The 25,890-nt window shown below is 41.7% G+C and carries 27 protein-coding genes; 12 read left to right on the top strand and 15 right to left on the bottom strand.

The genetic code is table 11. From position 1 onward, the window contains the following. Together IQ13_RS05360 and IQ13_RS05355 are read right to left on the bottom strand one after the other, a co-directional pair. Nucleotides 1-1,587 carry a hypothetical protein gene (locus IQ13_RS05360; protein ID WP_144885080.1) on the bottom strand — a complete coding sequence of 529 codons (1,587 nt, stop codon included), beginning with the start codon at nt 1,585-1,587 and terminating at the stop codon, nt 1-3. After that, on the bottom strand, nt 1,584-2,642 hold the full coding sequence (locus IQ13_RS05355; RefSeq protein ID WP_158637322.1) for a DUF3089 domain-containing protein: 1,059 nt from the start codon (nt 2,640-2,642) through the stop codon (nt 1,584-1,586). Before IQ13_RS05355 ends, IQ13_RS05360 begins: the two co-directional genes overlap by 4 nt. Before the next feature lie 64 nt (nt 2,643-2,706). On the opposite strand from IQ13_RS05355, the gene IQ13_RS05350 reads away from it, so the two are divergent. After that, nucleotides 2,707-3,651 carry an isopenicillin N synthase family dioxygenase gene (locus tag IQ13_RS05350; RefSeq protein ID WP_144885078.1) on the top strand — a complete coding sequence of 315 codons (945 nt, stop codon included), beginning with the start codon at nt 2,707-2,709 and terminating at the stop codon, nt 3,649-3,651. Between the two features lie 13 nt (nt 3,652-3,664). Next, nucleotides 3,665-4,882: a chromate efflux transporter gene (gene chrA, locus IQ13_RS05345; protein ID WP_144885077.1), complete on the top strand. Its 1,218-nt coding sequence runs from the start codon at nt 3,665-3,667 to the stop codon at nt 4,880-4,882. Here chrA and nadD read toward each other — a convergent pair. Together nadD and IQ13_RS05335 are read right to left on the bottom strand one after the other, a co-directional pair. Continuing rightward, nucleotides 4,862-5,449 (bottom strand): nicotinate (nicotinamide) nucleotide adenylyltransferase, encoded by a 588-nt coding sequence (gene nadD, locus IQ13_RS05340; protein ID WP_144885076.1) that lies wholly within the window; start codon nt 5,447-5,449, stop codon nt 4,862-4,864. The two genes, chrA and nadD, sit on opposite strands and share 21 nt — an antisense overlap. Nucleotides 5,450-5,459: 10 nt before the next feature. After that, entirely contained in the window at nt 5,460-5,693 is a 234-nt protein-coding gene (locus IQ13_RS05335; RefSeq protein ID WP_144885075.1) for a FeoA family protein, read from the bottom strand. Nucleotides 5,694-5,748: 55 nt separating this feature from the next. Between IQ13_RS05335 and ybeY the strand changes: the two genes are divergently transcribed. The 4 genes from ybeY to IQ13_RS05315 all read left to right on the top strand — a co-directional run bounded on the left by ybeY (nt 5,749) and on the right by IQ13_RS05315 (nt 11,486). Next, complete coding sequence (ybeY, locus tag IQ13_RS05330; protein WP_144885074.1) at nt 5,749-6,180, top strand: rRNA maturation RNase YbeY; 432 nt, start codon at nt 5,749-5,751, stop codon at nt 6,178-6,180. Between the two features lie 10 nt (nt 6,181-6,190). Beyond that, complete coding sequence (locus tag IQ13_RS05325) at nt 6,191-6,859, top strand: CAP domain-containing protein (protein WP_144885073.1); 669 nt, start codon at nt 6,191-6,193, stop codon at nt 6,857-6,859. A 72-nt stretch (nt 6,860-6,931) separates the two neighbouring features. Beyond that, entirely contained in the window at nt 6,932-8,800 is a 1,869-nt protein-coding gene (gene mnmG, locus IQ13_RS05320; protein WP_144885072.1) for a tRNA uridine-5-carboxymethylaminomethyl(34) synthesis enzyme MnmG, read from the top strand. Nucleotides 8,801-9,026: 226 nt separating this feature from the next. Further along, on the top strand, nt 9,027-11,486 hold the full coding sequence (locus IQ13_RS05315) for a TonB-dependent receptor (protein ID WP_158637321.1): 2,460 nt from the start codon (nt 9,027-9,029) through the stop codon (nt 11,484-11,486). Nucleotides 11,487-11,766: 280 nt separating this feature from the next. Here IQ13_RS05315 and IQ13_RS05310 read toward each other — a convergent pair whose 3' ends face one another. Beyond that, the gene (locus IQ13_RS05310) at nt 11,767-12,633 is read right to left on the bottom strand and encodes a helix-turn-helix domain-containing protein (protein ID WP_144885070.1); all 867 of its coding nucleotides are present in this window, start codon (nt 12,631-12,633) and stop codon (nt 11,767-11,769) included. A 201-nt stretch (nt 12,634-12,834) separates the two neighbouring features. Then, on the bottom strand, nt 12,835-13,590 hold the full coding sequence (locus IQ13_RS05305; RefSeq protein WP_144885069.1) for an acyl-CoA desaturase: 756 nt from the start codon (nt 13,588-13,590) through the stop codon (nt 12,835-12,837). Between the two features lie 268 nt (nt 13,591-13,858). On the opposite strand from IQ13_RS05305, the gene IQ13_RS05300 reads away from it, so the two are divergent. Next, nucleotides 13,859-14,512, top strand: a complete 654-nt coding sequence (locus IQ13_RS05300; RefSeq protein ID WP_158637320.1) for an outer membrane beta-barrel protein — start codon at nt 13,859-13,861, stop codon at nt 14,510-14,512. A 142-nt stretch (nt 14,513-14,654) separates the two neighbouring features. Here the strand turns inward: IQ13_RS05300 and IQ13_RS05295 are convergent, their stop codons facing one another. From IQ13_RS05295 to IQ13_RS05280, 4 genes are read right to left on the bottom strand one after another with little or no spacing between them, the layout of a single operon-like run. After that, a complete protein-coding gene (locus IQ13_RS05295; RefSeq protein WP_144885067.1) occupies nt 14,655-14,939 on the bottom strand; it encodes a hypothetical protein in 285 nt (94 codons plus the stop codon). Nucleotides 14,940-14,977: 38 nt separating this feature from the next. After that, nucleotides 14,978-15,163 carry a hypothetical protein gene (locus tag IQ13_RS05290; protein WP_144885066.1) on the bottom strand — a complete coding sequence of 62 codons (186 nt, stop codon included), beginning with the start codon at nt 15,161-15,163 and terminating at the stop codon, nt 14,978-14,980. Then, entirely contained in the window at nt 15,144-15,419 is a 276-nt protein-coding gene (locus tag IQ13_RS05285; RefSeq protein WP_144885065.1) for a hypothetical protein, read from the bottom strand. The genes IQ13_RS05290 and IQ13_RS05285 overlap by 20 nt, the downstream gene beginning before the upstream one ends. 12 nt (nt 15,420-15,431) lie before the next feature. After that, nucleotides 15,432-16,868, bottom strand: a complete 1,437-nt coding sequence (locus tag IQ13_RS05280; RefSeq protein ID WP_144885064.1) for an NADP-dependent isocitrate dehydrogenase — start codon at nt 16,866-16,868, stop codon at nt 15,432-15,434. Nucleotides 16,869-16,958: 90 nt separating this feature from the next. Between IQ13_RS05280 and IQ13_RS05275 the strand changes: the two genes are divergently transcribed. Beyond that, nucleotides 16,959-17,882, top strand: a complete 924-nt coding sequence (locus tag IQ13_RS05275; RefSeq protein ID WP_144885063.1) for a LysR family transcriptional regulator — start codon at nt 16,959-16,961, stop codon at nt 17,880-17,882. Between the two features lie 18 nt (nt 17,883-17,900). Here the strand turns inward: IQ13_RS05275 and IQ13_RS05270 are convergent, their stop codons facing one another. Both IQ13_RS05270 and IQ13_RS05265 read right to left on the bottom strand, forming a co-directional pair. Continuing rightward, the gene (locus IQ13_RS05270) at nt 17,901-18,593 is read right to left on the bottom strand and encodes an SGNH/GDSL hydrolase family protein (protein ID WP_144885062.1); all 693 of its coding nucleotides are present in this window, start codon (nt 18,591-18,593) and stop codon (nt 17,901-17,903) included. A gap of 45 nt (nt 18,594-18,638) precedes the next feature. Further along, nucleotides 18,639-19,406, bottom strand: a complete 768-nt coding sequence (locus tag IQ13_RS05265; RefSeq protein WP_144885061.1) for a DUF3050 domain-containing protein — start codon at nt 19,404-19,406, stop codon at nt 18,639-18,641. Between the two features lie 740 nt (nt 19,407-20,146). Here IQ13_RS05265 and IQ13_RS05260 point away from each other — a divergent pair. From IQ13_RS05260 to IQ13_RS05250, 3 genes are read left to right on the top strand one after another with little or no spacing between them, the layout of a single operon-like run. Further along, on the top strand, nt 20,147-20,920 hold the full coding sequence (locus tag IQ13_RS05260) for an HNH endonuclease (RefSeq protein WP_144885060.1): 774 nt from the start codon (nt 20,147-20,149) through the stop codon (nt 20,918-20,920). Further along, a complete protein-coding gene (locus tag IQ13_RS05255; RefSeq protein ID WP_144885059.1) occupies nt 20,917-21,237 on the top strand; it encodes a hypothetical protein in 321 nt (106 codons plus the stop codon). Before IQ13_RS05260 ends, IQ13_RS05255 begins: the two co-directional genes overlap by 4 nt. Nucleotides 21,238-21,291: 54 nt before the next feature. Further along, nucleotides 21,292-21,507: a hypothetical protein gene (locus IQ13_RS05250; protein ID WP_144885058.1), complete on the top strand. Its 216-nt coding sequence runs from the start codon at nt 21,292-21,294 to the stop codon at nt 21,505-21,507. Between the two features lie 36 nt (nt 21,508-21,543). Here the strand turns inward: IQ13_RS05250 and IQ13_RS05245 are convergent, their stop codons facing one another. After that, nucleotides 21,544-22,515, bottom strand: coding sequence for an SRA domain-containing endonuclease (locus IQ13_RS05245; protein ID WP_144885057.1), 972 nt, complete (start codon nt 22,513-22,515; stop codon nt 21,544-21,546). 387 nt (nt 22,516-22,902) lie between these two features. Here IQ13_RS05245 and IQ13_RS05240 point away from each other — a divergent pair, with 387 nt between their 5' ends. Then, a complete protein-coding gene (locus tag IQ13_RS05240) occupies nt 22,903-23,805 on the top strand; it encodes a carboxypeptidase-like regulatory domain-containing protein (protein WP_144885056.1) in 903 nt (300 codons plus the stop codon). 243 nt (nt 23,806-24,048) lie between these two features. On the opposite strand, the gene IQ13_RS05235 is transcribed toward IQ13_RS05240, so the two are convergent. Then, nucleotides 24,049-24,945: a DUF4382 domain-containing protein gene (locus IQ13_RS05235; RefSeq protein WP_144885055.1), complete on the bottom strand. Its 897-nt coding sequence runs from the start codon at nt 24,943-24,945 to the stop codon at nt 24,049-24,051. Nucleotides 24,946-25,070: 125 nt separating this feature from the next. Beyond that, nucleotides 25,071-25,610: a nuclear transport factor 2-like protein gene (locus tag IQ13_RS05230; protein WP_144885054.1), complete on the bottom strand. Its 540-nt coding sequence runs from the start codon at nt 25,608-25,610 to the stop codon at nt 25,071-25,073. Between the last annotated feature and the right edge of the window lie 280 nt (nt 25,611-25,890).

Raw genomic sequence — 25,890 nt, 5'->3', positions numbered from 1 at the left:
TTATTTAATTGAAGTTGGCTTAATTTCGGCAATATAAAGCTGAGTTGTATTCAAAGTTGCGAGATGTTTTGCGTTGCTGTAAAGAATGAGTAGGCTATCATTGTTTGTCATTGGTTTATTTGCTACAATCAAAAGTTGAATATTTTTTGTTGTATAGAAATTTTGTCTTACCAGAATTGGAATTTTTAGCGTAACAGCAATGTTAGGCTTGTATTTAAAGAAGGCGTAAAATGGATCGTTATAGGTCAATATTGTTTGCATATTTCCAAGTGAGTTCTTGGTAAGCAAATCGTCAATCTTTGCCCGGTCCATTTTATGGTATTTTTCTTTATCAGGAATGTTATGATTGAAGAAATTTACATAAAATTTGATGGTAGATGATAGATTATAAATAAGTATTAAGGCAAAAAATTTTTTCGCAATTTTAGAAAAAGCGTAACCGGGTCTTGTCGTTTTACTTTTCAGGAACCATGCTGTGATCGCAAGTATTAATAGTGATGTGACAATATAATATCTTCCCTCAGTCACATAGGTCCAGCCTCCGGGATCACCCGATCGACTATTTAGAAAAAGAGATAGTGTGATTAATGTAAGGAAAGGCAAAAGAAGGATAGAAGTCAACAAATAGATATATTTTTTTCTAATTAGAATATCGTTGGTTTTATATAATTCTTTTGCTAGCATTAATATCCAGAACACAAACAAGGCAAGTACAATTAGCGAATAGTAGTTACGTGTAATTTGAAAAACGGTATAAAATTGATTTTCGATGTATCCGAAGTTTAAAAATGTTTTTAAAAAAAACGGATATACAAAATATAGATTATAGATATACACACCGTAGTTATCCATAGAAATTGATTGCGATAATGGTTGATAGGTGTATGTGTATAGGAAGATCTCCTGAATAGAAATGCTAATAATTTCAATTATGAATAAAACAAGACTTTGTTGTTTCAAAGTATATTTCTTGTAACGGTGCCCAATTAAAAACAGTAATACCGGGATGAGAATTGTTATTGGATAGTATTGATAACGGAATGCTGATGGAAGAAAAAGAAGTCCTCCATAGAGAATCAGCCACGGCAATTTTTTTTTCGTTTGTGATTCTACTAATGAGTATGCATATGAACATGAGCCGATACAAAAAGTAGCAGCTGCAAGATCACTTACTCCTGGTTGTTTAATAATTTCAGGGTTTAGGCCTATGATAAGGAAACAAAGAATTTGTACTCTTAGCGATAGATCCAGAGCAGAAAACAGTACTCGTAAAAAATAAAAAAGTAATGAAAGGCAAAGAATAAGTAGCAGAGTATTAGCGAAATTGATATCTCCGGTAATTTTAAATATTCCGGATAGTAAAATTGTTGGCAAGGGCGGCCATAATCTTAGACCTTCAAAGCGGATAGCGGAAAGGTCGAGCGGGTCTGATCTTTGAAACCCGAGTCCATTGCCATTGGCTAAGTTTTCCGCTGCGGCGTTAATCATGTAATAGTCTGTATCCTGCAAGGGAAATGCTAATAATAATAGCATTCGTGTAACGAACGCAAATACAATGACCGCTGTTAGAATTTTTGAGGTGCTCATCTTGTGTTCGTTAGATGATGATAGGCTTCAATTCTCTCTTTTATATTTTTCCTTATTGAGTAATAGAAGAGATTATAATCACCCGCATGATAATTCTTTGTTTTCAAGAAAATGCCAAAGAAAAATTTAGGTCTGTTTGTCCAGAGAACATTGCCGTGTATCTGCGCCGAGTTGGTATGTAAATAACGTTTATTGAACTTGTAGAGTACAGAGCCGTCATTGTTCATTCGGGAAATGAGTGAGTCGGTTGTTGTCCAGCTTAAAGGGTTTGTAACAATCGCTTTCGATTTTTCGTTTTGAACATATGTAGGTAAATAGCCTGTTCTGAACGTTCTCCACGAATTGATACACCCGGTTTCCGTTGGCGTTTTACAAACTTCTATGTATTGAAACAGGTTTTTAGCTACAGGTAGCCCTACAATGTAGGCTGCAACCAATTGAGTTTGCAGGTTTGTTTGCTCAAAGTATTTCTTCAAAAGCATAGCAGCATGTACGGTACCCTGGCTATGTGAAGCAATGATGATTGGTCTTCCATTATTATAGTTTTTGAGATAATAAGCAAAAGCGGTCTCTACATCCCTGTAGGCGAGGTTCAATGCATCTTTGCTTTTTGTTGTGTCTGTTGTAAAGAACGAAAAGATATGTGCTTGTCTGTAACGGGGTGCAAACACCCGACAGTTCCCGTTAAATACGCTGGCTTGGTATAAGATACTAGTATAGTCGGTTTTTGCATTCAGGTCTGCATCGTTAATTGATGCATTCCATATTCGCCCGTTCAGCTTTGGATCGGTAAGAGTTGTTGGGTGAATAAAGAAAACATCTACACTGGTATCTATTGGTATATTTCGCAATGGCAGTGGTATACTGTCTGACGGATCTTTCTTCCATGGATGTGCAGCCCAGTATTTCAGGTCAGAGTAATCAGGAATACTATCGGATATTTGAAAAGATGTTTTGTAACCACTTGTCTGTGCTTTGTAAGAAGGAAAGCATCCCGGGAGAATACAAGTAAAAAGTGCTGAAAGAAATAAAAAACCTTTCTTAGAGTCAATCAATTTTGTAATTTTTGCAATTCAAACCTAATAGAAAAGCAGCACTTAAGAAATAAAAACTTTTGTTATGACAATTCCTGTTGTTGATTTGGCTGATTTTACAAGTGGAAATCCGGTGCTTAAAGAGCGTTTTGTAAATGAGCTTGGACGTGCTTACGAAGAAGTTGGCTTCGTTGCCGTAAAGAACCATGGTGTTCCTGATGAATTGATTGCGGATCTCTATAAATATCTGCAGCAATTTTTCTCATTGCCTCTCGAAAAAAAGCGTAGCTATGAAATTCCTGAATTAGCCGGTCAGCGAGGATATACTTCATTTGGAAAAGAACATGCAAAAGGCAGTGAGGCGCCGGATCTGAAGGAGTTTTTTCAATACGGTCAGAAAGCAGAAGGTGAGGAGTACATACCGGAAGAGTATCCGGATAACGTATTGGTGAGCGAAATAGAGAAGTTCAATCCAACTTTTCATAGCGCTTATCGTGCATTTGAGGAGAGTGGAACAAAATTATTACAGGCAATTGCTTTATATCTAGGACTCGATGAGTTTTATTTCGATGGGTGGGTTCGTAACGGAAACTCAATCCTGCGTGCGATACATTATCCTCCAATCACAAGTGAACCAAAGAGCGCTATACGGGCAGAGCAACATGAGGATATTAATTTAATAACCTTATTAGTTGGAGCTTCAGCAGATGGACTGCAGATTTTGACAAAACAAAATGAGTGGGTTGGCGTTACATCGTTGCCTGAACAAATCGTGGTAAACGTTGGCGATATGCTGCAGCGTCTAACCAACAATAAACTGCGTTCCACAACGCACCGTGTTGTTAATCCACCAAGAGAGCTTTGGCATACTTCCCGGTTTTCGATTCCATTCTTTTTACATCCAAAAGGCAATATGTCGTTGGCTTGTTTGGAAAGTTGCATTACTGCAGATAATCCAAAGCATTATCCCGATGCTACTGCAGGTGCGTACCTCGATGAGCGTCTCAGAGAAATCGGATTAAAAAAATAATAAATACGTTCTTCTGAAATTCATTCGTCACATCCCTTTTTTAAAAGCCGTACTGTTATACACATTGACGGCTTTTGGTGGTCCGCAGGGCCACATTGGGATGTTAATGAAAGTTTTTGTAAAAAAGCGAAAGGATTTAACGGAGCAGGAGCTAACTGACCTCTTTGCATTTTGTCAGTTACTGCCCGGCGCCAGTTCGACGCAAACAATTACACTGATCGGCTATAAACGGGGTGGTTTACCGCTAGCGTTGGTAACGCTACTAATTTGGATTGCTCCAGCCTGCTGTATTATGGGTGGACTTTCTTTTTTTGTACACTATCTAGATAAGCGTACGCTGCACACGGATATTTTTAAATTTCTCCAACCCATGGCTGTTGGGTTTCTGATATATGCAACTTGGCATAGTTACAAAACAGCTATTCATAATGCTGTGACCAGGGTAATTATGATCATTGCTGCGTTTGCAGTGTATTTCTTTATAAAAACACCGTGGGTCTTTCCGATCATCTTAGTTATTGGTGGAATAGTAACAAATTTTGTAAACAAAGGAGAACCGAAACAAGAGGTCAAAAGACGAAAGATTAAATGGACGAATATTTGGCTATTTGCTATTGTTTTTATTCTTGCGGGCTTCTTAAGTGAAACAGCTCGTAAGCAGGAATGGGAGAATAGAAGAGCATTTAATCTTTTTGAGAATTTCTATCGTTTTGGCAGCCTTGTTTTTGGTGGGGGACAGGTACTCGTTCCGATGATGTATGAGCAGTTTGTAATCAGGGAAAAGACGCAATATATGACTGGTGAGGAGTTGTTAACTGGTGCCGGGTTTGTACAGGGAGTACCTGGGCCTGTCTTTTCAATGGCATCTTATGCGGGCGGTATGGCAATGCGTGATTTGGGAAAACAAAGTCAGCTGATTGGAATTGCTGTGGGTGCGGTTGCAATCTTTTTGCCGAGTTTGTTGTTGGTATTGTTCTTTTATCCAATCTGGAATAATCTTAAAAAGTATACAGTCGTTAACAGATCACTTGAAGGAATTAAAGCTGCTACAGTGGGCTTAATGGTCGCCTCGGCGTTTTATGTTGCCAGAGACATATCAATTCTTGAATTCAAAACAGTTAGTTACCTTAACCTTATTGTGATTTTTTCTACAACTGTATTGCTCTCTACAACCAAGATTCCTCCCCCCATAATAGCTTTTGTGTGCTTGTTACTTGGCTGGATTTTTTAGTTTGTAATATCCTGATTTTTCAATTTCATCCAATACTTCATCAGGTACAAGGTAGCGGATCGATTTACCTTGCTGCACTAACTCACGGATATGTGTAGCCGAAATTTCCAGTAGTGGTGCTTTTAAACGGGTAAGTTGTTTGATTTCTGGTTGATCAGCAGGAAAGCCCGGTCGATCATAAACATAAACAGGGTAGTTCTGCATAATTGTTTCTGCATTCTTCCATTTGTCTAGGTTTTGCAAACTGTCGCTCCCCATGATGAGTACAAATTCATGTTGAGGATATTTCTCTTCCAGATAAGTAAGTGTATCAATTGTGTACGAAGGTTTTGGTAGATTAAATTCAATATCAGTTGCTTTAAACCCCGACGTTTTTTGAATAGCTAGATTCACTAGGTAAAGACGGTCGTATTCGTTAAGCAAAGTTTTTTGTTGCTTAAACGGGTTTTGTGGTGATACAACAAACCATACCTGTTGCAGATCGGTTTCATTTAATAGGTGTTGCGCAATAATTAAATGACCGGTATGGATTGGATTAAAGGAACCGAAATACAAACCAGTTTTCATGGCTGACTTTTTAGGTAGTTTTTGCAGTTGTTACGATGATGCTCTGTGCTTCTTCCAACCGTAGGCTTAGTTGATAGCCCGCCACCTTAATACTGATAGGGTCGCCAAGAGGTGCCTGCATCTCCATGAGTACCTCCTCTCCAGGTACACAACCCATCTCCATGAGTTTGAGAAATATCTCGTCATTTTCAAAAGAATGAATAATCGCTTTCTGTCCTGGCACTAGTTCCGATAGTCGTTTCATATACTTTGCAAAAGTACCGCAATCCATAACTGAATCTTCCCGAATTTTGAGGTCTATGGCAGCGAACTGTGTTAATTTTTTTTACCAGGATATCAGGTTTTCTTTTACGAAACGGAATGCGCTAAAATACGCAATAGCGATGCTGTTTAAGAAGGAGGGTTGTATGCTTCGTAGTTTAAATGTAATCTTTTGCACCGACGATGCTTTGCTGGTTATTAACAGGGATTTTTTAAACCACGACTATTACACCGACATCATTACTTTCCCAATTAATAAAGATAAATCAGGTCTTGAGGCTGAGTTGTATATCAGTATTGATAGAGTAAAGGAGAATGCAAAAGAGGGTAAGGTTTCGTTTAAAGAGGAGTTGCATCGTGTAATTTTTCATGGATGCTTGCACTTAGTTGGTTATAACGATAAATCTTCACAACAAATTAAGAAGATGCGGGAACGGGAAGATCATTATCTGCGTTTATACCTTCAATAAATCGCACACAATGTTCCACGTGAAACATGCCTTTGTTCTTGCCTTCATCTCTATTTGTACGACTGGTTTATCGCAAGGTATTCTTACCTTAAAGGATAAGCCCTTTGTATATAGCCATTCGTATGATTCTTCGCTTATCAAGACATTAAACAACTCTGCTGTTTATAAGTCCTTGTCGAAGCCAGAACAGGAGTCGGTTTATTGGTTGAATTACTTCAGGCAAAATCCTCGTCGGTTCCTCAATACAATCATCAAAGAGTTCTTAGTTCAATTCCCTGAAGCCAAATCGGCTTATACACGATCTTTAGAGGTCGACATTCTTAAAGCTCCCCAAACGCTTACGCTCGTCTTGCCCGACTCTGGTCTGAATACTATGGCCGCAGCCCATGCTTTGGACTTAAAGAAGCGAAACGGTGTCATCAGCCACATTTCTTCCTCAGGTAAAAATTTTGTGCAGCGAATACAGGCTGCCGGGAAATATACCTGTGGGGCTGAGAATATATTTATTGGAAGCTTTAATGGATTAGAGTCCCTTATTGCACTTCTGATCGATCATGGAGTGCCGGATAAAGGGCATAGGGTAAATATTCTTAACCCCAGATTTCAGCTTGTAGGAGTTTCGTTTATTCAAAGCTCTGGTGATAAAGGTTTGCTCGTGCAGGACTTCGCATGTCATTGATGTTCCACGTGAAACATCGTTCTGTTCACAGCCAATTAGAGGTTATCTTTGCAGCCTTAAAGCGTTGTTTACATGTTTCCAGATTATGATGTTATTGTTGTAGGTGCCGGTCATGCGGGTTGTGAAGCGGCAGCTTCTGCTGCAAATATGGGTAGCAAGGTGTTGCTGGTAACCATGAACATGCAGACAATTGCGCAAATGAGCTGCAATCCGGCTATGGGTGGCATTGCAAAAGGGCAGATTGTTCGGGAAATAGATGCGTTGGGGGGATATAGTGGAATTGTAAGCGATAAGAGTATGATTCAGTTCCGTATGCTGAACCGGTCGAAAGGCCCGGCTATGTGGAGCCCCCGTACTCAAAACGACCGCATGCTCTTCGCCGCAACCTGGAGGGAAATGCTGGAGCAAACGCCCAATGTTGATTTTTACCAGGATATGGTGCGAAGCCTGTTGGTAAAAGACGGAAGATGTTACGGTGTTGTTACAGGTCTTGGGCATGAGATTAAATCCAAGTCTGTCGTAGTAACCAGCGGAACCTTTCTGAACGGGGTAATTCATATCGGAGAGAAGCAGCTAGGTGGTGGACGTATATCAGAGAAAGCGGCTACCGGCATTACAGAGCAGCTTGTGGAATTGGGCTTGGAAAGCGATCGTTTAAAAACAGGAACACCTCCCCGTATTGATGGCCGTAGTCTTGATTACACGAAAATGGAGGAACAAAAAGGCGACGAAGAAATTACCGGGTTTTCCTACATGGATGTTCCCAGGATAAAGGCAGAAGAACAACGCAGTTGTTTCATTACCTATACAAGTGCTGAGGTGCATGATGTTTTGAAAACAGGTTTCGACAGAAGCCCGATGTACCAGGGCAGAATACAGGGTACAGGCCCCCGCTATTGTCCCAGTATTGAAGACAAGATCAATCGTTTTGCAGAACGGGAGCGTCACCAGCTTTTTGTAGAGCCGGAAGGTTGGAACACCGTCGAAATCTATGTAAATGGCTTTTCGACATCACTACCCGAACAAGTACAATACGAAGCGCTTCGTAAGGTGCCGGGTTTTGAAAATGCCCGGATGTTCCGTCCCGGTTATGCCATTGAATATGATTTCTTCCCGCCAACACAGTTAACCTATTCATTAGAAACAAAGCAGATTCAGAATCTTTTCTTTGCGGGCCAGATCAACGGAACAACAGGATACGAAGAAGCAGCCTGTCAGGGATTAATGGCGGGTATTAATGCGCACCTGAAAGCAGCCAAACAGGATCCGTTTATTTTAAAAAGAAGCGATGCATATATCGGGGTATTGATCGATGACCTCATCAGCAAAGGAACCGACGAGCCTTACCGCATGTTTACCAGCCGTGCAGAATACAGAACATTACTGCGTCAGGATAATGCCGATCTGCGGTTAACCGAACTGAGCTATAAAATGGGATTGGCATCGCAGGAGCGAATGGATAAAACCCGCAACAAACTGGAGGCTGTTGAGAAGTTGAAAACAACATTGGCAGAGGTTGCGTTGAATCCGGAAGAAATCAATGCTTTTCTTGAAACAAAGAATAGTGCGCCGCTTACACAAAAACAAAAAGCACTGCAGTTGTTATTGCGTCCCGGTATTCAATTAAATGAGCTCGTAGCTGCATCACCTACTTTACAACAAATCGCAGGAAACCAAACGAAAGAAGTGTTTGAACAAACAGAAATACAGGTGAAGTATGACGTGTACATCGAAAAGGAAAAAGAATTGGTACAGCGCATGAGCCAGTTGGAAAACCTGGAAATACCCAACAGTTTCGATTACAACAAGATTTCTTCATTAAGTACGGAAGCATTACAGAAGTTTAATAAAATACGACCACGCACACTTGGACAGGCCTCACGCATTTCTGGAGTAAACCCAAGTGATGTGCAGATATTAATGGTGTATATGGGTCGCTAATTAATCCATCAGTTTAGTAGAAAAAGGTAATTTTTTGACAGTGAAGAAAATTCGTTTCTCCACTGATGCTACTCCTTTTACTCTCCGTCATTTATCTCTACGATATTATTCGTTTTTGTTACAAATTTGAGTAACCGAATCATCAAACACAATGCGAAAGCATGTGTGTTCCTATTTATATAATTGTATCAGTAATGGTTCGGTGTTAGTATTAAATACCGGACAAATGAAGAAGTTTACCATTAGCCTTATCATCTCTCTGTTGTTTTTTTCAACGTTACCTGCTCAAAACGCTGTGCGTGGAAAAATTACGTTCAAAATAGTTACAAACGAACAACAACCGCTTGCAAATGCAACAGCAGAATTATTACGCAGCAAAGATTCATCTTTAATAAAAACAGCGCTATCCGATAAAAACGGATTGGTTGAATTTGAACAGATACCCCTTGGTCTGTACATCATCAGAACAAGTGCTGTTAATTACGAAAAACATTTTTCAGCAGTAGTAACGGTAAGTGAAGAACAGCACAATACAGCTGTTGCAGATGTAGTTATGAAACCCGTTGCAACACAATTAAAAACCATTGAAGTAACCGGCCGCAAACCATTCATTCAGCGTTTGGGCGATCGTATTGTGGTAAATGTAGAAAACAGTGTGGTTAATGCTGGCAGTTCTGCATTTGATGTACTTGAACGTTCTCCCGGAATTTTAATCGATGCAAATGATAACCTGAGTATGCGTGGCAGAAGCGGTGTGATCATTATGATTGATGGAAAGCCATCACCCATGAGCGGGGCCGATCTGGTAAATTATTTACGCAGCTTACCTGCAAATGCAATTGAACGTATCGATCTTATCACCAATCCATCATCGAAATACGACGCAGCAGGCAATGCAGGCATCATCGATATCCGCATGAAAAAAGATCAGCGCTTCGGAACCAATGGCAGCATCACTGCTGGATATGGACAGGGTGTTTATCCCAAAGCAAACGGTGGTATCAATTTCAATCACCGTAATAAAAAAGTAAACCTGTTTGGAGGATACAATTACAGTTACAGAAAAAATCTCAACAACCTTTTACTCGACCGAAACTTCTTTACCAACTCCGGCGAGTTTACGGGAAAAGATGAGAAGAATAATTATACAACCATACCCGGTAATTTACATACACTGCGTTTGGGTGCCGATTTCTTTCCATCCAAAAAAACGGTGTTTGGTTTTGTTGTTAACAGTAATGCCAACCTGTTCGATCCCGCAAACAGAAACAGCTCTGTCGTAAGTGATGCGTATAAACAACCGGTATTTACATTCCGTACACAATCAAAAAATCACAACGAAAACAAAAACGCTGTAGTCAACTTTAATATTAAACACAGCTTCGACAGTACTGGCCGGGAATTAACCGCCGATCTTGATCTTGGTTATTTTGGAATAAACAATAATTCTCATGTGGCTACGGCATATTACAAACTCGATGGCAGCAGCCTGCAGCCCGATTATATACTTGATGGTTTACAGGATGGTATTCTTCGCCTTGCAACATTAAAAGCAGATTATACACATCCATTAATAAAGAAAGCAAGAATTGATGCAGGATTTAAGAGCAGCCTGGTACATGCCGATAATGATGCACGCTTCTTTGATATGAGCAGCGGTACGCCTCAAAATGATGTGAACAAAACCAATCACTTTTACTACGATGAGAACATTAATGCAGCATATGTGAATTATAAAAAGGAATATACAAAGTTCGACTTTCAGATAGGGTTGCGTACCGAAAACACCAATGTGAAAACAAGACAGGTAAAAGGCGATGTGCGTTGGGACAGCTCGTATACACAACTTTTTCCAAGTGCATTTTTCAATTACAGGTTGAAAGAAAACCAAACAATTGGTGTTTCTGTCAGTCGTAGAATAGACAGACCAAATTATTCGCAGCTGAACCCATTTATGTTTTTGATTGATGTGACCACGTACTCAACCGGTAACCCTTCCTTGTTACCGCAGTTTACCTGGAGTTACGAATTGAATTACACCATTAAGAACATCAACTTCACACTGGGTTATAGCAAAACAAAAAACAATCAGAACATTGTTATTACACGGTTCAAAGATGCATTTCCGAATATACCCAGCGATGATAACATAACAGTACAGATTCCTGTAAACCTAACGTCGTCTGATTATTACGGTTTAACTGTTGCTGCGCCTGTTCGCATTAGCAAGTGGTGGAACATGATGAACAATGCCAATATTTTTTATAATCATTTTAACGGTAACCTGTCGGGTACCAACTTGGATAATGGAAAAGTTGTTACGAACTTGAGCACGAATAACAGCTTCACGTTTGGTAAGGGTTGGACGAGTGAGTTATTTGCTAACTATAACTCAGGTGGTCAATACGGTTTTATGGTGATGCGTCCGCAGTGGGGTATTGGTGCAGGTGTTCAAAAAAGTTTATGGAAAGGAAAAGGACAGGTGGGCTTAAACATTACCGATATCTTCTGGACCAATTTGCCAAAAGGTACAATTACGTACAACAATTACATTGAATATTGGAAAGCATATCGTGAAACAAGAGTAGCCAATCTCAGCTTCACCTACCGCTTTGGAAACAATAAAGTACAACAGGCACGACGCAGAACAACGGCTTCGGAAGAAGAACGCCAGCGTGCCCAGTAACGAACCTGAAGAAGATGAAAGAGTAGTATGCTGCTGTTTTGTCTTTCAGGCACAAACTGTTCATCAGTTGCATGCTTCGTAATGTAAGCAAAACAAACAGGTACATTTTTTCTCATGTTGATTTAACGGGCTGGTAGTCTTATCGGCCCTCTTTTTTTGTAACAGAGAAATTGCACAAAAATAAATGCACACAAAAAAGCCCTTTCTTTTTTAGTGCAGGAATTCAATACACAAAGAAGAAAGGGCTTTTAAACCAAAACCCTAAGAAAGAAATGTATTGTTACGACTGCTGCACCTGTTTTTTGCGTGCAATCTGCAGTAATTGTAAATGTGGCTGCAAATGCACCAGGTTGTCTTTTTGCAGAAACTGACGCAGGTGTTTGTGAAAGTGACTGTAATCGTAATAACTGTAAACGCCGTAATGAAATGTTTGCGGACGGGAAACAATATGACTGACTGCTTTGCGTATTCGCAATACCTGTAAAGCCTGCTTACTGCTTACACCTGTACCCGCTTCAAAATAACGTTGCAATGTGCGTGATGAAATCGAATACTTCGCAGCAAGCTCTTCAACCGATGTTTCGAACGAATTATGAATAGCAGCCTGCTGTAAAATTTCAGTTACAATATGCATCGGCTGTAACGATCCTTTATACTGCTCAATCATTTGTTCGTAATGCTGCGACAGAATCTGCACACGCTTCTCAAATGAATGAGCATGTTTTACATCGTTAATGAGTGATTGATCGATGAGATAACTCAACGGAAACATGGTACCGCTGTATTCAGAAAAGTTAACCTTCTTTTCAAAAATGACCGGGCTTACTTTAAACTTAATCCCAAACAATACATTACCCGGCTGATGAAACGCTTCAATATTATTCAGCCTTGGTAAAAACCCGTCGCCTTTAACAGGAAAACGGTTCTGCTCAATCTGCATTTCATAAGGAGTACCTAAGTTAATGAGATAAGAGTAGCCAAGGTTGGGGAATAATACATCGCTGAATCCATCCGGATATTTCTGCCAGAGATGCTCAAATTTGGTTTGCCAGAAAAAGTCTACAAATAAAGACAGTGGCCCCGATACATAATGTCGGTGATAGTTGTTTTCAAAGTGTTCGCTATGAACAAATTCAATGTGTTGCACGAAGGCAAAATACAAACGGCCATGTAAAAACAGTTGTGGTTTATGTATGAACGGCTGCCGCTTATCAACAACTTACGTTAACGTTTTTTTAGTAATACGAACAAGAGTAAGTGTTGAGGCATGCAATGACAACAATTGCCCGTATTAAAAAAGCCACAACAACTTGCTGTGGCCTTTTTAAAATAGATGCAAATGCAAAACTTATTGTTGCTGCCGTTGTACATACAAGGGCTTTAGTTTAATAATACGCAGCGCATGCAGTATACGCATAATGATAAATGTAAGATCGAACTCAAACCACTTGCGGGCAAAGTTGGCATTGTTTTGATCTTTGTGGTGATTGTTCTGAAATAACTCACCCATCAGCAATACACCCCATGGCGTTGTGTTTTTACTGTGGTCTTCTATTGAATAATTGCGGTAACCCATTTTATGACCAAACCAGTTTACAATAGCACCTTGTATGGGGCCGATGAAGAAATGAACAGGCAATAATAAAAACCACCACATACTTGGCGCAAAAAAATAGTAGAAAGCAATATAGCCTACTACAAAAAAGCCACGGGTAATATTGTTATGACCAAACTTATCCAGCTTATCCCATACGGGCAGATAATCTTTGGTAAACCGTGCATCAGGAATGTTTTTACCGGTAACAAAACCGCTGAAGATGCGTGCTGTATGCATCATCATTTGCCAGATGTCTTTAAAGAAATGTGGTGAGTGCGGATCTTTCTCTGTATCGCTGTAAGCATGGTGCATACGGTGCATCACCGCATACGCACGGGGCACCAGAAACGAAGAGCCTTGCACAAACCAGGTTAAGAAGTAAAATGTTTTTTCTACAAAAGGCTTGGCCGTGTACATCTGGTGGCTGGCGTAACGATGCAGAAAAAAAGAATGGAAAAACAAAGACAAGAACCAATGGAGGAAAAAAAATAAAAGAATCGCTGTCATGAAAATAGAAATAGAAAATTTGAAATGTGGTTGCAAAGAAACGCCAATAATCATTGTAAACAAGGAGTGTGGAAGAGATTAACAGGAATAGATGAATGCTTTTGTACAAGTGAACCTTTGTTAGGTGTGACAAACACAGCAGGAACGATCAGCCAGAAAAACTGACAACAGTTTCAGATTTCTGCAGAATGAATGATACAAGTCATTGTATAACCACATGTTGCCGCACTACCTTACTCATCCCACCGGCTCATTTAAAAGACAGGCTATGTTACGGATTACACTGCTGTGCCTGGCACTGGTTGTGTTTGGCACGGGCGTTACTGCACAGGATGCAGGTAACGGAAAACAGAAAAACAGCTTTCTGATTGTACAGGGAGGGCTGGCTGTACCCATTGGTGATTTTGCATCGGGCGATTTAACCAATGAAAATGCGGGAATGGCGAAAACAGGTTTCAGCGCAGGCTTGCAATACAACTACCGCATTCATAAAAATTTTGCAATCATGCTGCAAGGGCATTATGCCAACTTCGGTATGAAAGATGCCTTCAGTAAAAACTTCCCGGGCGCCAGCATCGATCACTGGCAATATGCAGGACTCGTTGTTGGTCCGATGTTGTTATTACCCGTTAACGATAAGATGTTATTCGATGTACACCTGGCATCGGGTGTACTATGGGCCAACTCGCCCAAAGTAAAATACCAGGGACAAACCATTGTTGATGAAGACTGGGGTACTGCTGTACCTGTACAAACAGGCTTGCAGTTCCGCTACATGACCAACAACAACCTTGTATTATTTGCAGGGGGTAACTACATCTATATGCAACCCGAATTCCGTATTGAAACAACCGATCCTCCGGATGTAAAACAGAACATGCAGACACTGCACTTTCAGATCGGAATTGGTTATAATTTCTAAGAGGCAACAGGAGAGAAACAAACCAATAAATAAACAGGGTGCCGGCAGCCGGTCCACTCATTCCGGTGGGGGTAGTGGGTAAGGCGGCCGGCCCCTGTTGTTAGGTGAAGGCAGCAACGACGGTTGTTTACCACTGATTGGTTTATTCCGCTTCGCTTACTTCTATATTTACCACTGAATGAATACGCACCTGTTTACCCTTGGCCTGCAGCTCACCAAAAAAAGCGTTGATTTGTTCCATGTTCCGGGTAAGCACATCAATACGCTGCAGATGATGCGGATCGTCTTTGCCGAAACGTTCATTGGCACTGAAGTTTCTCACTTCATGAAAATTAGCCTCCTTCGAAAACAAATCCATTAACAGTTCCCGTGCATCTTCGGCTGTAAAACGGCCATCAATTAAATCGGCTTTCAGTTCTTTTTGCATAATTTGATTTTTCTAAAACGTTGATGAAATCGGAGTTGTTATTTACTTTTTTCTACCTGCACACCCTCTCTTTCCGAAGACAGGATGCCGATTGTAAGCGCAAGGAAACTAACGGCAAGCGCCATAAACAAAAGGCTGTACAACTGTTCTTCTATGTAAAACGAACACAGAAAAAAAACAAGACCCGACAGCAGACTCAGGATACTAAGCAGCAATTGTTTCATAGGTGGTTTGTTTTAGTTGTACCTGAATCGTTGCGCTCATCTGTACCGTGCCGTTGTTGCTGCTGATGAGGCTGCGCAGATTGGCCAGCTCCTGTTGCAGGTAACGTAAACGGCTTTCCCGGTAACTGATGTCTTCCTCGCTGCTGGTTTGCTCAATCTTACTTTCGTGAAATTTGATTTTCACCTGTAACAGTTGTGTAAGCAGCTCAATAGATTCCTGTACAGTATACTGTCCTTCGATTAATTGTAAGTGCATGTTGTTAAGTTTTTATTGTCCCTGGCCTAATGAGAACGCAGCTGTACCGTTAAAGCTGTAGAGGTTCTCTGTTTTAATGGTATCAATTTGGTTTTCGGTTGCTTTACGCAACAGCTCAATAATGTCTTCTTTTTGCATGGGTGTACCGTTCGTTGGTTTAAAGCGGCAGCGCCAGTGGTCGGTACAGAAGGTTTCTTCGAAACCGTTGGGCCAAACCTTAATGCCACGGTTGGTGATCATGGAAAGACCAACTTCTTTTGTTTGCAGCGGTTGCAGCAATTGCGCCAGCTCATCGGCCGATGTGCCGCTCCAGTGTACAAACAGGTCCACACCTTCCAGCTTTTTCGCTGCAGCCTGTTTGCGTTGGTACTTGGGTAACTGCAGCGGAGCTGCTTCGGCATAAGAGGCCGGTTGAAACTGTTGCGGCTGTTGACCCAAATTGGCAATCACCGCTTCGGCAAAAGCACGGGTGCCTACCTTTTGCTTGCTGATGCCTTCCCGGTAAATATCGTAGGTATGAATACCATCTTCAATGGTGCGTAACCAGGCATTCTGAATCTTCGCCGCAATTTCGGTTTGACCAATATGGCTCAGCATCATGATCGCTCCCTGCAATAAACCCGAAGGGTTGGCTCTGTCCTGCCCGGCTACACGTGGTGCCGAACCGTGAATGGCTTCGAACATCGCACAGGATTCGCCGATGTTGGCCGAGCCAGCCAAACCTACTGAGCCGGTGATCTGTGCAGCCACATCCGACAACACATCACCATAGAGGTTAGGCATCACAATCACATCAAACAGTTCGGGTGAGTCGGCCATTTTTGCCGCACCGATATCGATGATCCAGTGTTCGTTCTGGATTTCGGGATATTCCGCAGCTATTTCATCAAACACTTTGTGAAACAAGCCGTCGGTCTGCTTCATAATATTGTCTTTGGTAAAGCAGGTCACTTTTTTGCGTTTCTGCTGGCGGGCATATTCAAATGCATAACGGATAATTTTTTCGCAACCGGGGCGGCTGATGAGTTTCAGACACTGCACCACTTCATCGGTTTGCTGGTGTTCGATACCGGCATACAAATCCTCTTCGTTTTCACGGATAATAACGATATCCATCACCGGGTGTTTGGTTTTCACAAACGGGTGCAGACTGCGGCAGGGGCGTACGTTGGAATACAGGCCCAGGAACTTGCGGGTAGTAACATTTAAACTTTTGTAACCGCCACCCTGTGGAGTAGTAATGGGTGCTTTCAGAAAAATTTTGTTGCGGCGGATGATATCCCACGCTTCCGGCGCAATGCCCGATGTGTTACCGGCGAGATACACTTTTTCGCCTACTTCAATTTCATCAATTTCTAACTGTGCACCGGCTGCTTGTAAAATGGATAAGGTTGCATCCATAATTTCGGGACCGATGCCGTCCCCTTTTGCTACTGTAATACGTGTCATAGAATGTTGTATTGTTTCGGGGAGCAAAATTGTAGCAGGAAAAGCATAAGTTTTTATTTATATTTACTATGTAATCCATAAATAGTTTTTATGAACTATACACTCAATCAGTTACAGGTATTTTTAAAAGTGGTGCAAACAGAGAGCATCACCAAAGCATCGGAAGAACTGCATTTAACACAGCCCGCTGTATCCATCCAGCTGCGCAACCTGCAGGATCAGTTCGATCTGCCATTAACAGAAGTAGTAGGCCGTAAACTCTACATCACCGATTTCGGAAAAGAAATTGCAGCAGCAGCCGAGCAGATACTGCAACAGGTGGAAGCCATCAACCACCGCACCCTGCAGTACAAAGGAGAACTCAGCGGACGCTTAAAAATTGCCGTGGTATCAACCGGTAAATATGTACTGCCGTATTTCATTGCCGACTTCCTCAAAGCCAACAGCGGTATCGAACTGCAGATGGATGTAACCAACAAACTGAAAGTGGTGGAAAGCCTCGAGAACAACGAAGTGGATTTTGCACTGGTATCCATCTTACCCCTGCACCTGCATGTAGAAAAAATTGACCTTATCCGCAACAAATTATTCCTGGTAGGCAATACCGAAGAAAAATTCCGCAAAAAAGAATACAGCAAAGAGCTGCTCACCGAGCTGCCGCTGATCTTCAGGGAGCAGGGTTCGGGCACCCGCCAAACCATGGAGCGTTTTTTAAACCGCCAGCATGTAACGGTACGCAAAAAACTGGAGCTTACTTCCAACGAAGCTGTGAAACAGGCCATCCTTGCCGGACTGGGTTATTCGGTGATGCCCCTCATCGGTATCCGCAACGAACTGCAAAACGGTGAGCTGCAGATTATACCTGTAAAAGGGTTGCCGGTAAATACCACCTGGAGTTTGATCTGGCTGAAGGGAAAGAAACACGGGGCCGCCGCCACGGCTTACCTGCAATACCTGCGCAAAGAAAAAGCGGCGATTGCTGCCACCCGGTTCGACTGGTACGAACGTTACTGATCAACAACAACAAAGCGTTTATTTGAGCATGCCTTCCAGGACGGGTGCCAAACGCTGTGCCCATTTCTGGTATTCCTGTGCAGAGGGGTGTAAGCCATCGGGTGCCAGCAAGGCCGGGTTGGTGCGGGCTTCTTTGGTGGAAGCCGTAATATCGAGATAGGCCACTCCATACGCCAGCGTAACCGAGCGGTTGATGCTGTTGTACAAATCAAGTTCTTTACGGATGCGGGCCGTATCGCTGCCCGACGCAAACGGCGTAACACTGTAATCGGGTATCGACAGCACCACCACCTGCTGTGCTCTGCCACGGGCCAGCACAATCGATTTTTCCAAAAGCTGTGTAAACCGTTGCCGGTAACCCGTAGTATCGGCACCCAGCTGGTACTGGTCGTTGACGCCGATGAGCAAACTCACCACATCGTGTGCTGCCGGGTTTTGCGTGTTGATGGCGGTTTGCAGGTTGCTGCTGGTCCACCCGGTAGTGGCGATGTAGGTCAACGCCGACACCACAATACCTTTCTGCTGCAGGAGGGCAACGGTTTGTGCCGGAAACCGTTCGGTAGCCGTTACACCCTGGCCAATGGTATACGAATCGCCCAGTGCCAGCCAGCTTTTGGCCGTTACGGCAGGGTTGGTACTAACCAATGCCGCCGGTTCTTTGGCCCGGCAGGCAGCCAGCAACACCCATAAAACAATTGACCAGCGTAGCATGGTAGGACGAAAAATTTTTCCGGCAAAGCCGGTGATCAACTAAAATCAGGCAACGGTTATTTCCTGCAGCACGGCATCCCACAGGGCCTTGCGCAACTGCAACGCTTCCACACAGGCTGCTGCCGCTTCGTTCCATTTGGCCTCGTCGTTACCGCAAAGTTCTTCCACCATCTGCAAGGCCAGTTGACTGTGATGATCGCCGTCCACTTCAATATGCCGTTCGAGATAATACTTGAAAATGGCCAGCTGCTGCGGGTACTGCTGCGATAAACGGATAACCAGCTCGTGAAACATGTCGGGAATCAGATCTTCCCGGCCAAACGTAAACACCGCCGCCTGCACATGCACCGGTGCAACGCTGATGAGCGAAAAGGTAAAGGAACAAAAATCCACCACCGCTTTGGGCAGCTGCAACTGCTGCAAAGCCTGCTGTACAGGCACCCCCTGTTGCAGGTAAACCAGCAGCTGCTCAATGGCCGTGGTATCGGCACCCATCTGCTGCATGGCCTGCAGGTACAGTTCGAAATGGCTGGTACGGTTACCGGCCGCATCCACATCGCTTTCCTCGCCGGTAACAATTTCGTTAATGAGGTAACGGGTGTTGGCGCTGCCCACCGGTACCCACGGTGTATGTACACAGGTAAGTTTGTTTTGTAAACTCTTGAGCAGACTCATAAAATCCCACACGGCAAACACATGGTACTGGCTGAACTGCTGTAGATGCTGCAGCTCCTGTAAGCCGGGGTATAAGGGATGCTGGATAATAGCGTTGCGAACGCCGCTGATGCGTTGCTGTAATACAGTGAGGGGCATGCTTTTATCTTTTTTTAACTGTACGAAACTAAGACGGGAACGGATTGAAAAAGCAGGATGTTGAAACAGTAGAACGGATTTTTCTTGTGCCTTGCGCCTTGAGTCTTGCCTCTTGCCTCATTTCTTTCCCTCGGATGTTATCATTTGGGTTTTGGATTTTCTCGTTGTTGCGCACACCTGCCCGACTGTTGTTGTTCAGGCGGGAATTACACAGAAGAACACAGATAGGCTATTTGCTGATAGTTGAATTATTTCTGTGTAAATCTCTGCCATCTGTGAGCCAGCATTGCGCCTTCTGCCTTGAGCCTTGTACCCTGGATGTTGATGATTGTATTTTGGATTTTCTTTCTTGTGCCTTGCCCCTTATTACCTTTAAGCGATGGCCGATGCACATACCAAAGCACAACGCTCCTACAACAAGAGCCGCATTAAAGGCAAAAACACATGTATGAAATGATATTTAGTACAATGTGACTTAAAAGCAAATGCAACGAATAAGAGTGTAACTACTTTGCAGAATGCTTAGTAAAAAACCAATACAACTACTCGAAATATTTTTAATGAATGATCAACCATTCACTTGCCCTCATTGTGGAGCAAGATGTGAAGAACTTGCAGATTTTTATCATACAAATGCAAAGAGTGGAATACAATACTGTTTGAATGATTCTTGTGGGTTTATTGCTATTGGAGAAGAGGATGAATATTATCTTAAATTGTGGAAAGTAACATAGCCACTTATGAAAGAAGGACAAAAGCTCTGGACAAGAGACGAACTTATTCTTGCTATTAACCTATACTGTAAACTTCCTTTTGGAAAGATGCATAAAGGAACACCTGAGATAATAAAGTTTGCCGAAATGATTGGAAGAACGCCGTCGTCAATTGCTTTAAAGCTTGGTAATTTTGCAAGCTTCGATCCAACATTAAGAGAACGAGGAATAAAAGGTGCATCAAATGCAAGTAAACTTGATAAAGCAATATGGGATGAGTTTTATAATAATTGGGATGCAGCTTTAATCGCCAGCGAAGAACTATTAGCAAAACAAAAACATTCAACAGTAGTAAAGCTTAACAAAATAGATTTGTCTGATCTGCCATCTGAAGGAAAAGAAAAAGAACGGGTAGTAAAAGCAAGAGTTAACCAATCTATTTTTCGAACAGTAGTTTTAGCAACATATAATAACGCATGTTGTATCACTGGTATCAACAATCCTGAGCTTCTAATCGCCAGCCATATTGCACCTTGGAGCATAGATGAAAAAAACAGACTCAATCCAATGAATGGTCTTTGCCTAAATGCTTTGCACGATAAAGCTTTCGATAGAGGATTAATTACAATAAATGCAAATGATTACACCATTAAAGTTTCCTCCAAGCTCAAACAGAAAAAATCGCCAGTGACCATAGAACAATATTTTCTAAAGCTAGAAGGAGAATCTATTCATCTGCCCGATAAGTTTTTACCTGCAAAGGAATTGCTGAAAAAGCATAATGATTATTTCAAACCATGAACATTAAATTCTCTTACCGCTACCGTGATTATGCCAATTATAAAAAACACAACGAGATTGTTTTTATCAATTCATCTAACAAGCCAATTCAGGAAATCGAACAGTTCATTTTAGATCATTTGTTTGATGACAAATTGTTTTACTCAACAGAATGGAAAGTACCCGATTTGCATTTTGATGATTGGGATCCAGATATCGATCATTTTGTACATGAGTTTATTTCAGTAAGCAAAACAAGTGAAGCGCCGTCAACGAGTATGACACTGGATGAATTTTTTAATGTGATTGAGTATGCAGAAAACAATTGGAAGTTATAGTGTGATATGTAAGAAATAGCCAACTTGCAATACGTTTACAGTAAAAAGGAATAAATGGAAAATAAAATTGAGGACGAAATAACGAGACAAGATTTCATGAGTTTTTTTCGGGACAATGAAAAACTAAACTTGCTGAATGTAGATGATAGGATAGAGGTATTTTCCACAATTCTTCTTGGTAGTTCTGATTTTAAGAAAAAGCTATTTGATGAAATTTTCTCAGATTATTGTGTTACTCACTTGGAAATAATAGAAGTTGATCGTAGCTAAAGAAAAGTAATATGAATATACTAGTAGTAGTTTAATCTAGATGTCAACAAGCATACTTCTATGTCTTTCTAAATATTGAATATTTCCAGATGTTAATTTGTTGATTTTTTCTTTTCCATTAATTCCAATTAAATTAATGTCTGTTTTTTTGAGCGAGTCGGAAAGAATAATTTTCCCATTATTATCAAAGGAAATAAGATTTTTATCAAATAAGGCATCATAAGTTGGAGATAATAATATTCCGTTGTCCACATCAAGGCGTTCTTCATCTGTCGAGTTTTTCCAAGGAACAATGTGTGAAGCGATCAGAATTTCTTTTTTTGTATAATTGGTAACTGCACATTTAAACTCCCAACGAAACAGAATACTTTTTCTATACGCACCTTGACCAACTCTTGATGTTACCAACCCTTTTCTTTCGGTTTCATTAGGTTGTCTAATTTCATAAGGTTGGCCTTCTTCATTTACAAGATTTAAATTAAGCAAATCCTTTGGAACATTAAGTTGTTTACCGACACGTTTAAAAAAGAATTTAATTGCCGTTCTTTCGTTATTCTCTCTGTCAATTCCCTGAAAAAAATCAAAATCGATAACTTCTAACTCAGACTCAAAACGAACAAGTCCTTTAGCCACATAAATAAAAAGAAAAACCTTACGACCATTTTTCAAGTGATCTCTTAATGCTAAATTTCCACGTACAAAGGTCATGTCGTTTATTTGTCCCTCCCCTGTATATGAAAACACATCTTCACTTTCCCATTGATCTTTATAACCATGCTGATGTCCGGCTTCCCCGGAGAATAAGAAGATGAATGGGGTTTTTGCGGATGCAGAAATCCCACTTTGTCTAGACCCTCCATATTGGTCATGGATGTTGGCCCTTTTGTAAATTTGGTTTTGTATAAATGGAATAGTAGGCAAGTTGTAATTGTCTAATATATACAATTTAGTAAAATACTCAGGCGTACATGTTTTTATTGCCTTATCAGGTCCTACTTTGTTTGTCACTCATGACCTTTTTTCTATCCAAACCCCAAAAAAACCTCAAAAAAGCGCCTTTTTCCTTAGTTACATCAGCTAAAGCATTCGTTACAACAACTTAATCAAATGGTACAAGAATTAAATCGTTGTGTACACTGTCTTAATTGCATGTTGCAGCGCCTTAATTGCAGCATTCAACCTCTTAATGAATAGTTGCAATTGCTGAGTGATAGCTTACAGCAACTTGATTGATGCATGCAGTTACATAAAAACAAACTGCAGTTACGAATTACATAACAGCAAAACAAAAACAAACAACCGCAAGGCACTACCCGTTTTGTTGTATTGCAAAAAAACAGGTGCTGTTATAGTTTAAAGTTGCAAATCATCATTCTTCACTAAACACCTACAAAAATGAATGCACGTCAGGAGTCGAAACTCAGCATGTACAATGCAGTACTCACACACATCGAAGCAAATCCGGCAATCACCGCAACGGTACCCGCTTTTGCCACGGTAGCTACAGCACTACGCACAGTGTACAACAACATTATTACTGCTGCACAAAAGGAAGCACAGGCTACAGCCGGTATTACCATGGACAAAGCCGGAACAAAAACAGCACTTTGCGAAGAAGCTGCGAACATTGCCGCTGCTGTGTTTGCCTTTGCAATGGATGCAAACAATCACGAGTTAAAAGAGCAGGTAAATTATCCGGTATCAAAACTGCAGCAAACAAAAGATGAATTACTGGTGCCGCTTTGTAATAACATTCATGCAAAAGCAACAGCAAATATTGCAGCATTAGCAAGCTTTGGTATTACAGCCGGGCGTCTAACAGCTTTTCAAACAACCATCGATAATTATGCAGCACTCATTCCCGGTCCACGCAACGCTGTAGCTAACCGTGCAGCTGCACGTGCAACGCTTACTACGTTATTTAAACAGGCTGATGAGATGATTAAACTGCAAATGGATAAACTGGCACTCCAGTTTAAACCCGTCAACAGTGCATTCTATAGTGCATTTAAAACCAACAGATCGATTATCGATGCTACATCAACCAGCACCATGGTAAAAGGTAAAGTGGTAGATATGCTCACGAACTTACCAGTTCCGTCTGTTGCTGTACAGGTAGTGGGTCAGGCGTATGCCGCCACAACCAATGCCAATGGCGAATACGAAGTAAAAATTCCGGTGCCAGGTGTGTACAATCTCAGTTACAGTAACAATGGCTATAACAACAAAACCGAAAACAACATCAATGTATCACTTGGTCAGGTAACAACACGTAATACACAAATGGCACCTTTGTAAACGCTGTTGCAAAAAATAAGTTCTTTAACAGACAGGCCGTTGATTCCAACGGCCTGTTTTCATTGCAACCGCAAACAAGCCTTTCGGTACAACCGATGCGGTTGGCCGGGTTGTACAAAGAAGAGCCGCTGCTCATCGGCGTGCAGACAGAGCGTTGTATGGTACTGGTACAAAAGAAAAAGCCTCCACAAACGCCTTTATTGTAAAAGCGTGTGGAGGCCATCCTGTTAGTTGTCTGTTAACTTATTGCTTCAATACAATTTTCTTTAATTCTGTTTCTTGTCCGGCCTTTACAACAATGCCGGTAAGCAAGGTATCCCGGTAATTAGCAGCCGGATGAAAGCGTAAGCTATACGTACCCGGTTTTAAACCTTCCATCTCAAACTCACCATCACTATCGGGCAGTGCATAGGCCGTATCGGTGCTGTTAAACAGCATCGGCATGGCATTAGCGGCACGTGGTGCTACTTCCCCTTCCACCGAACCGGTTTTGTTTTTTGAATAAGCTTTAATGTATGGCTGCAGACAATACTTTCCATCTCTGTAACTGATGGAGCGGGCTATATCAAAATCGAGTTGGATGCGCACTTCACCATTCACAATTTCGGTGTGTTCTTTGTCTTTCAGCTTTACATACACATAAGGCTTGCGGTTACAGATGCTGAGCGGCATGCGTGTAACAGCACTGTCTTTTGAAATTTCGTTGGCGTTGCCTAATGTGATACGGATTTTATGAATGGTGCCGGTGTTTACAAAACCGGTAGCAAGCAATGTATCGAGCCCGTTGCGGAAGCGGAGCATGTCATAAATACCGGGTGTTATTTTCAGCGTATCCCAGGTGCCGTAGCGGTCGCAGTCTTTGTCGTCATCATCATCGTTGTCGTCATCATCATACTCGTCATCGTCTCTTCTGCCGGAAGTGGTATCTACTTTTACTTCTACATACCTTACATCTACCCATACATTGGTTAATCCCTCCAACGGATGATCGTTGATGCGGATGGTTACACGTTGCTTACCATCTGTATTGAGTGATTGTTCTTTGTTACAGGAGGCAATGAAAAATAATGCTGCGATTAACAAAACAACTGAAGTAAAGATGCTTGTTTTTACTTGTAAACGACGGAGGCTTTTCTTCATGATAGAGTTGATTTTAGCTGTAAAAAGTGGCCAAAATCATGCCAAACGGGGGAAACAGGTTGCGGCTTACTGCTTACAAAAAAGCCCCCGTTATCCGGGGGCCAGCTCATGCTATCTGCGATTGCTTATTTCTTTTGGAAGTGACTTACTTTTTCATCCAGCTCCACCATTTTACCATTCTCCAGCCGGATGTCGTTCACCACGTTCATGGAGTCAACAACTCCATTGGCGTTTTTCCCTACTTGTTTGTACCAAAGCGTAACCCACTCACTTTTTTTATCGGCCGAAATCACCGATACATAATCGTGCATGGTAATGGTAATATCCTGGTAAGCAGCACGGGCACCGGTAAAGAACTTGATGGCACTGTCACGACTTAGTTTGGTTTGCAGCATATCAAAATCGAGTGTAATGGAATCGCCAAGGGTGGCTGCCAGTGCAGTAAAATCTTTATCAACAAAAGCTTTTAACCCGCCCATGGCAGCGGCTACGTTTTCGTTACTGCCAATGCTCCAGTTTTTGTACGGAGAGGAGAGTGTGTACGGCAACTTTACTTCGGCTGCCGGAGCGGCTGCATCGGCTGTTGCTTCAGCTGTTTTGTTGGCGTCGTTGTTACAGGCTGCCAGTAAAAACAGCAGACAGCAGAAAGAAAAAATCTGTTTCATGTACAAGTGGTTTTGGTTTAAAATGACGATTAAAACATACCGGTTTTTACAGACCGGTAGCATAAGGTAGTGCTTTCCTTTTCGAAATGCAAGCACCGGAAATACTTTTTGCAGTTTCACTTGCAATTTTTCAACACAGAGAAAAGGAGATGCAGAGCGTACAGAGGGTTGCGAGTCTGGCCGCTCAAAGCGGCCAGACGTGAATAACAAAAACCATATCGTGCCTTTCGTGCGTTTCGTGGTTTTCTTCATCTGTGTTTATTTGTGTTCATCCGTGGCC

It is taken from the genome of Lacibacter cauensis (assembly GCF_007830055.1).
In the GTDB taxonomy this organism is placed as follows: Bacteria; Bacteroidota; Bacteroidia; order Chitinophagales; family Chitinophagaceae; genus Lacibacter; species Lacibacter cauensis.
The sequence above is the reverse complement of the archived record's forward strand: the minus strand, read 5'-3'. Positions and strand labels throughout refer to the sequence as shown.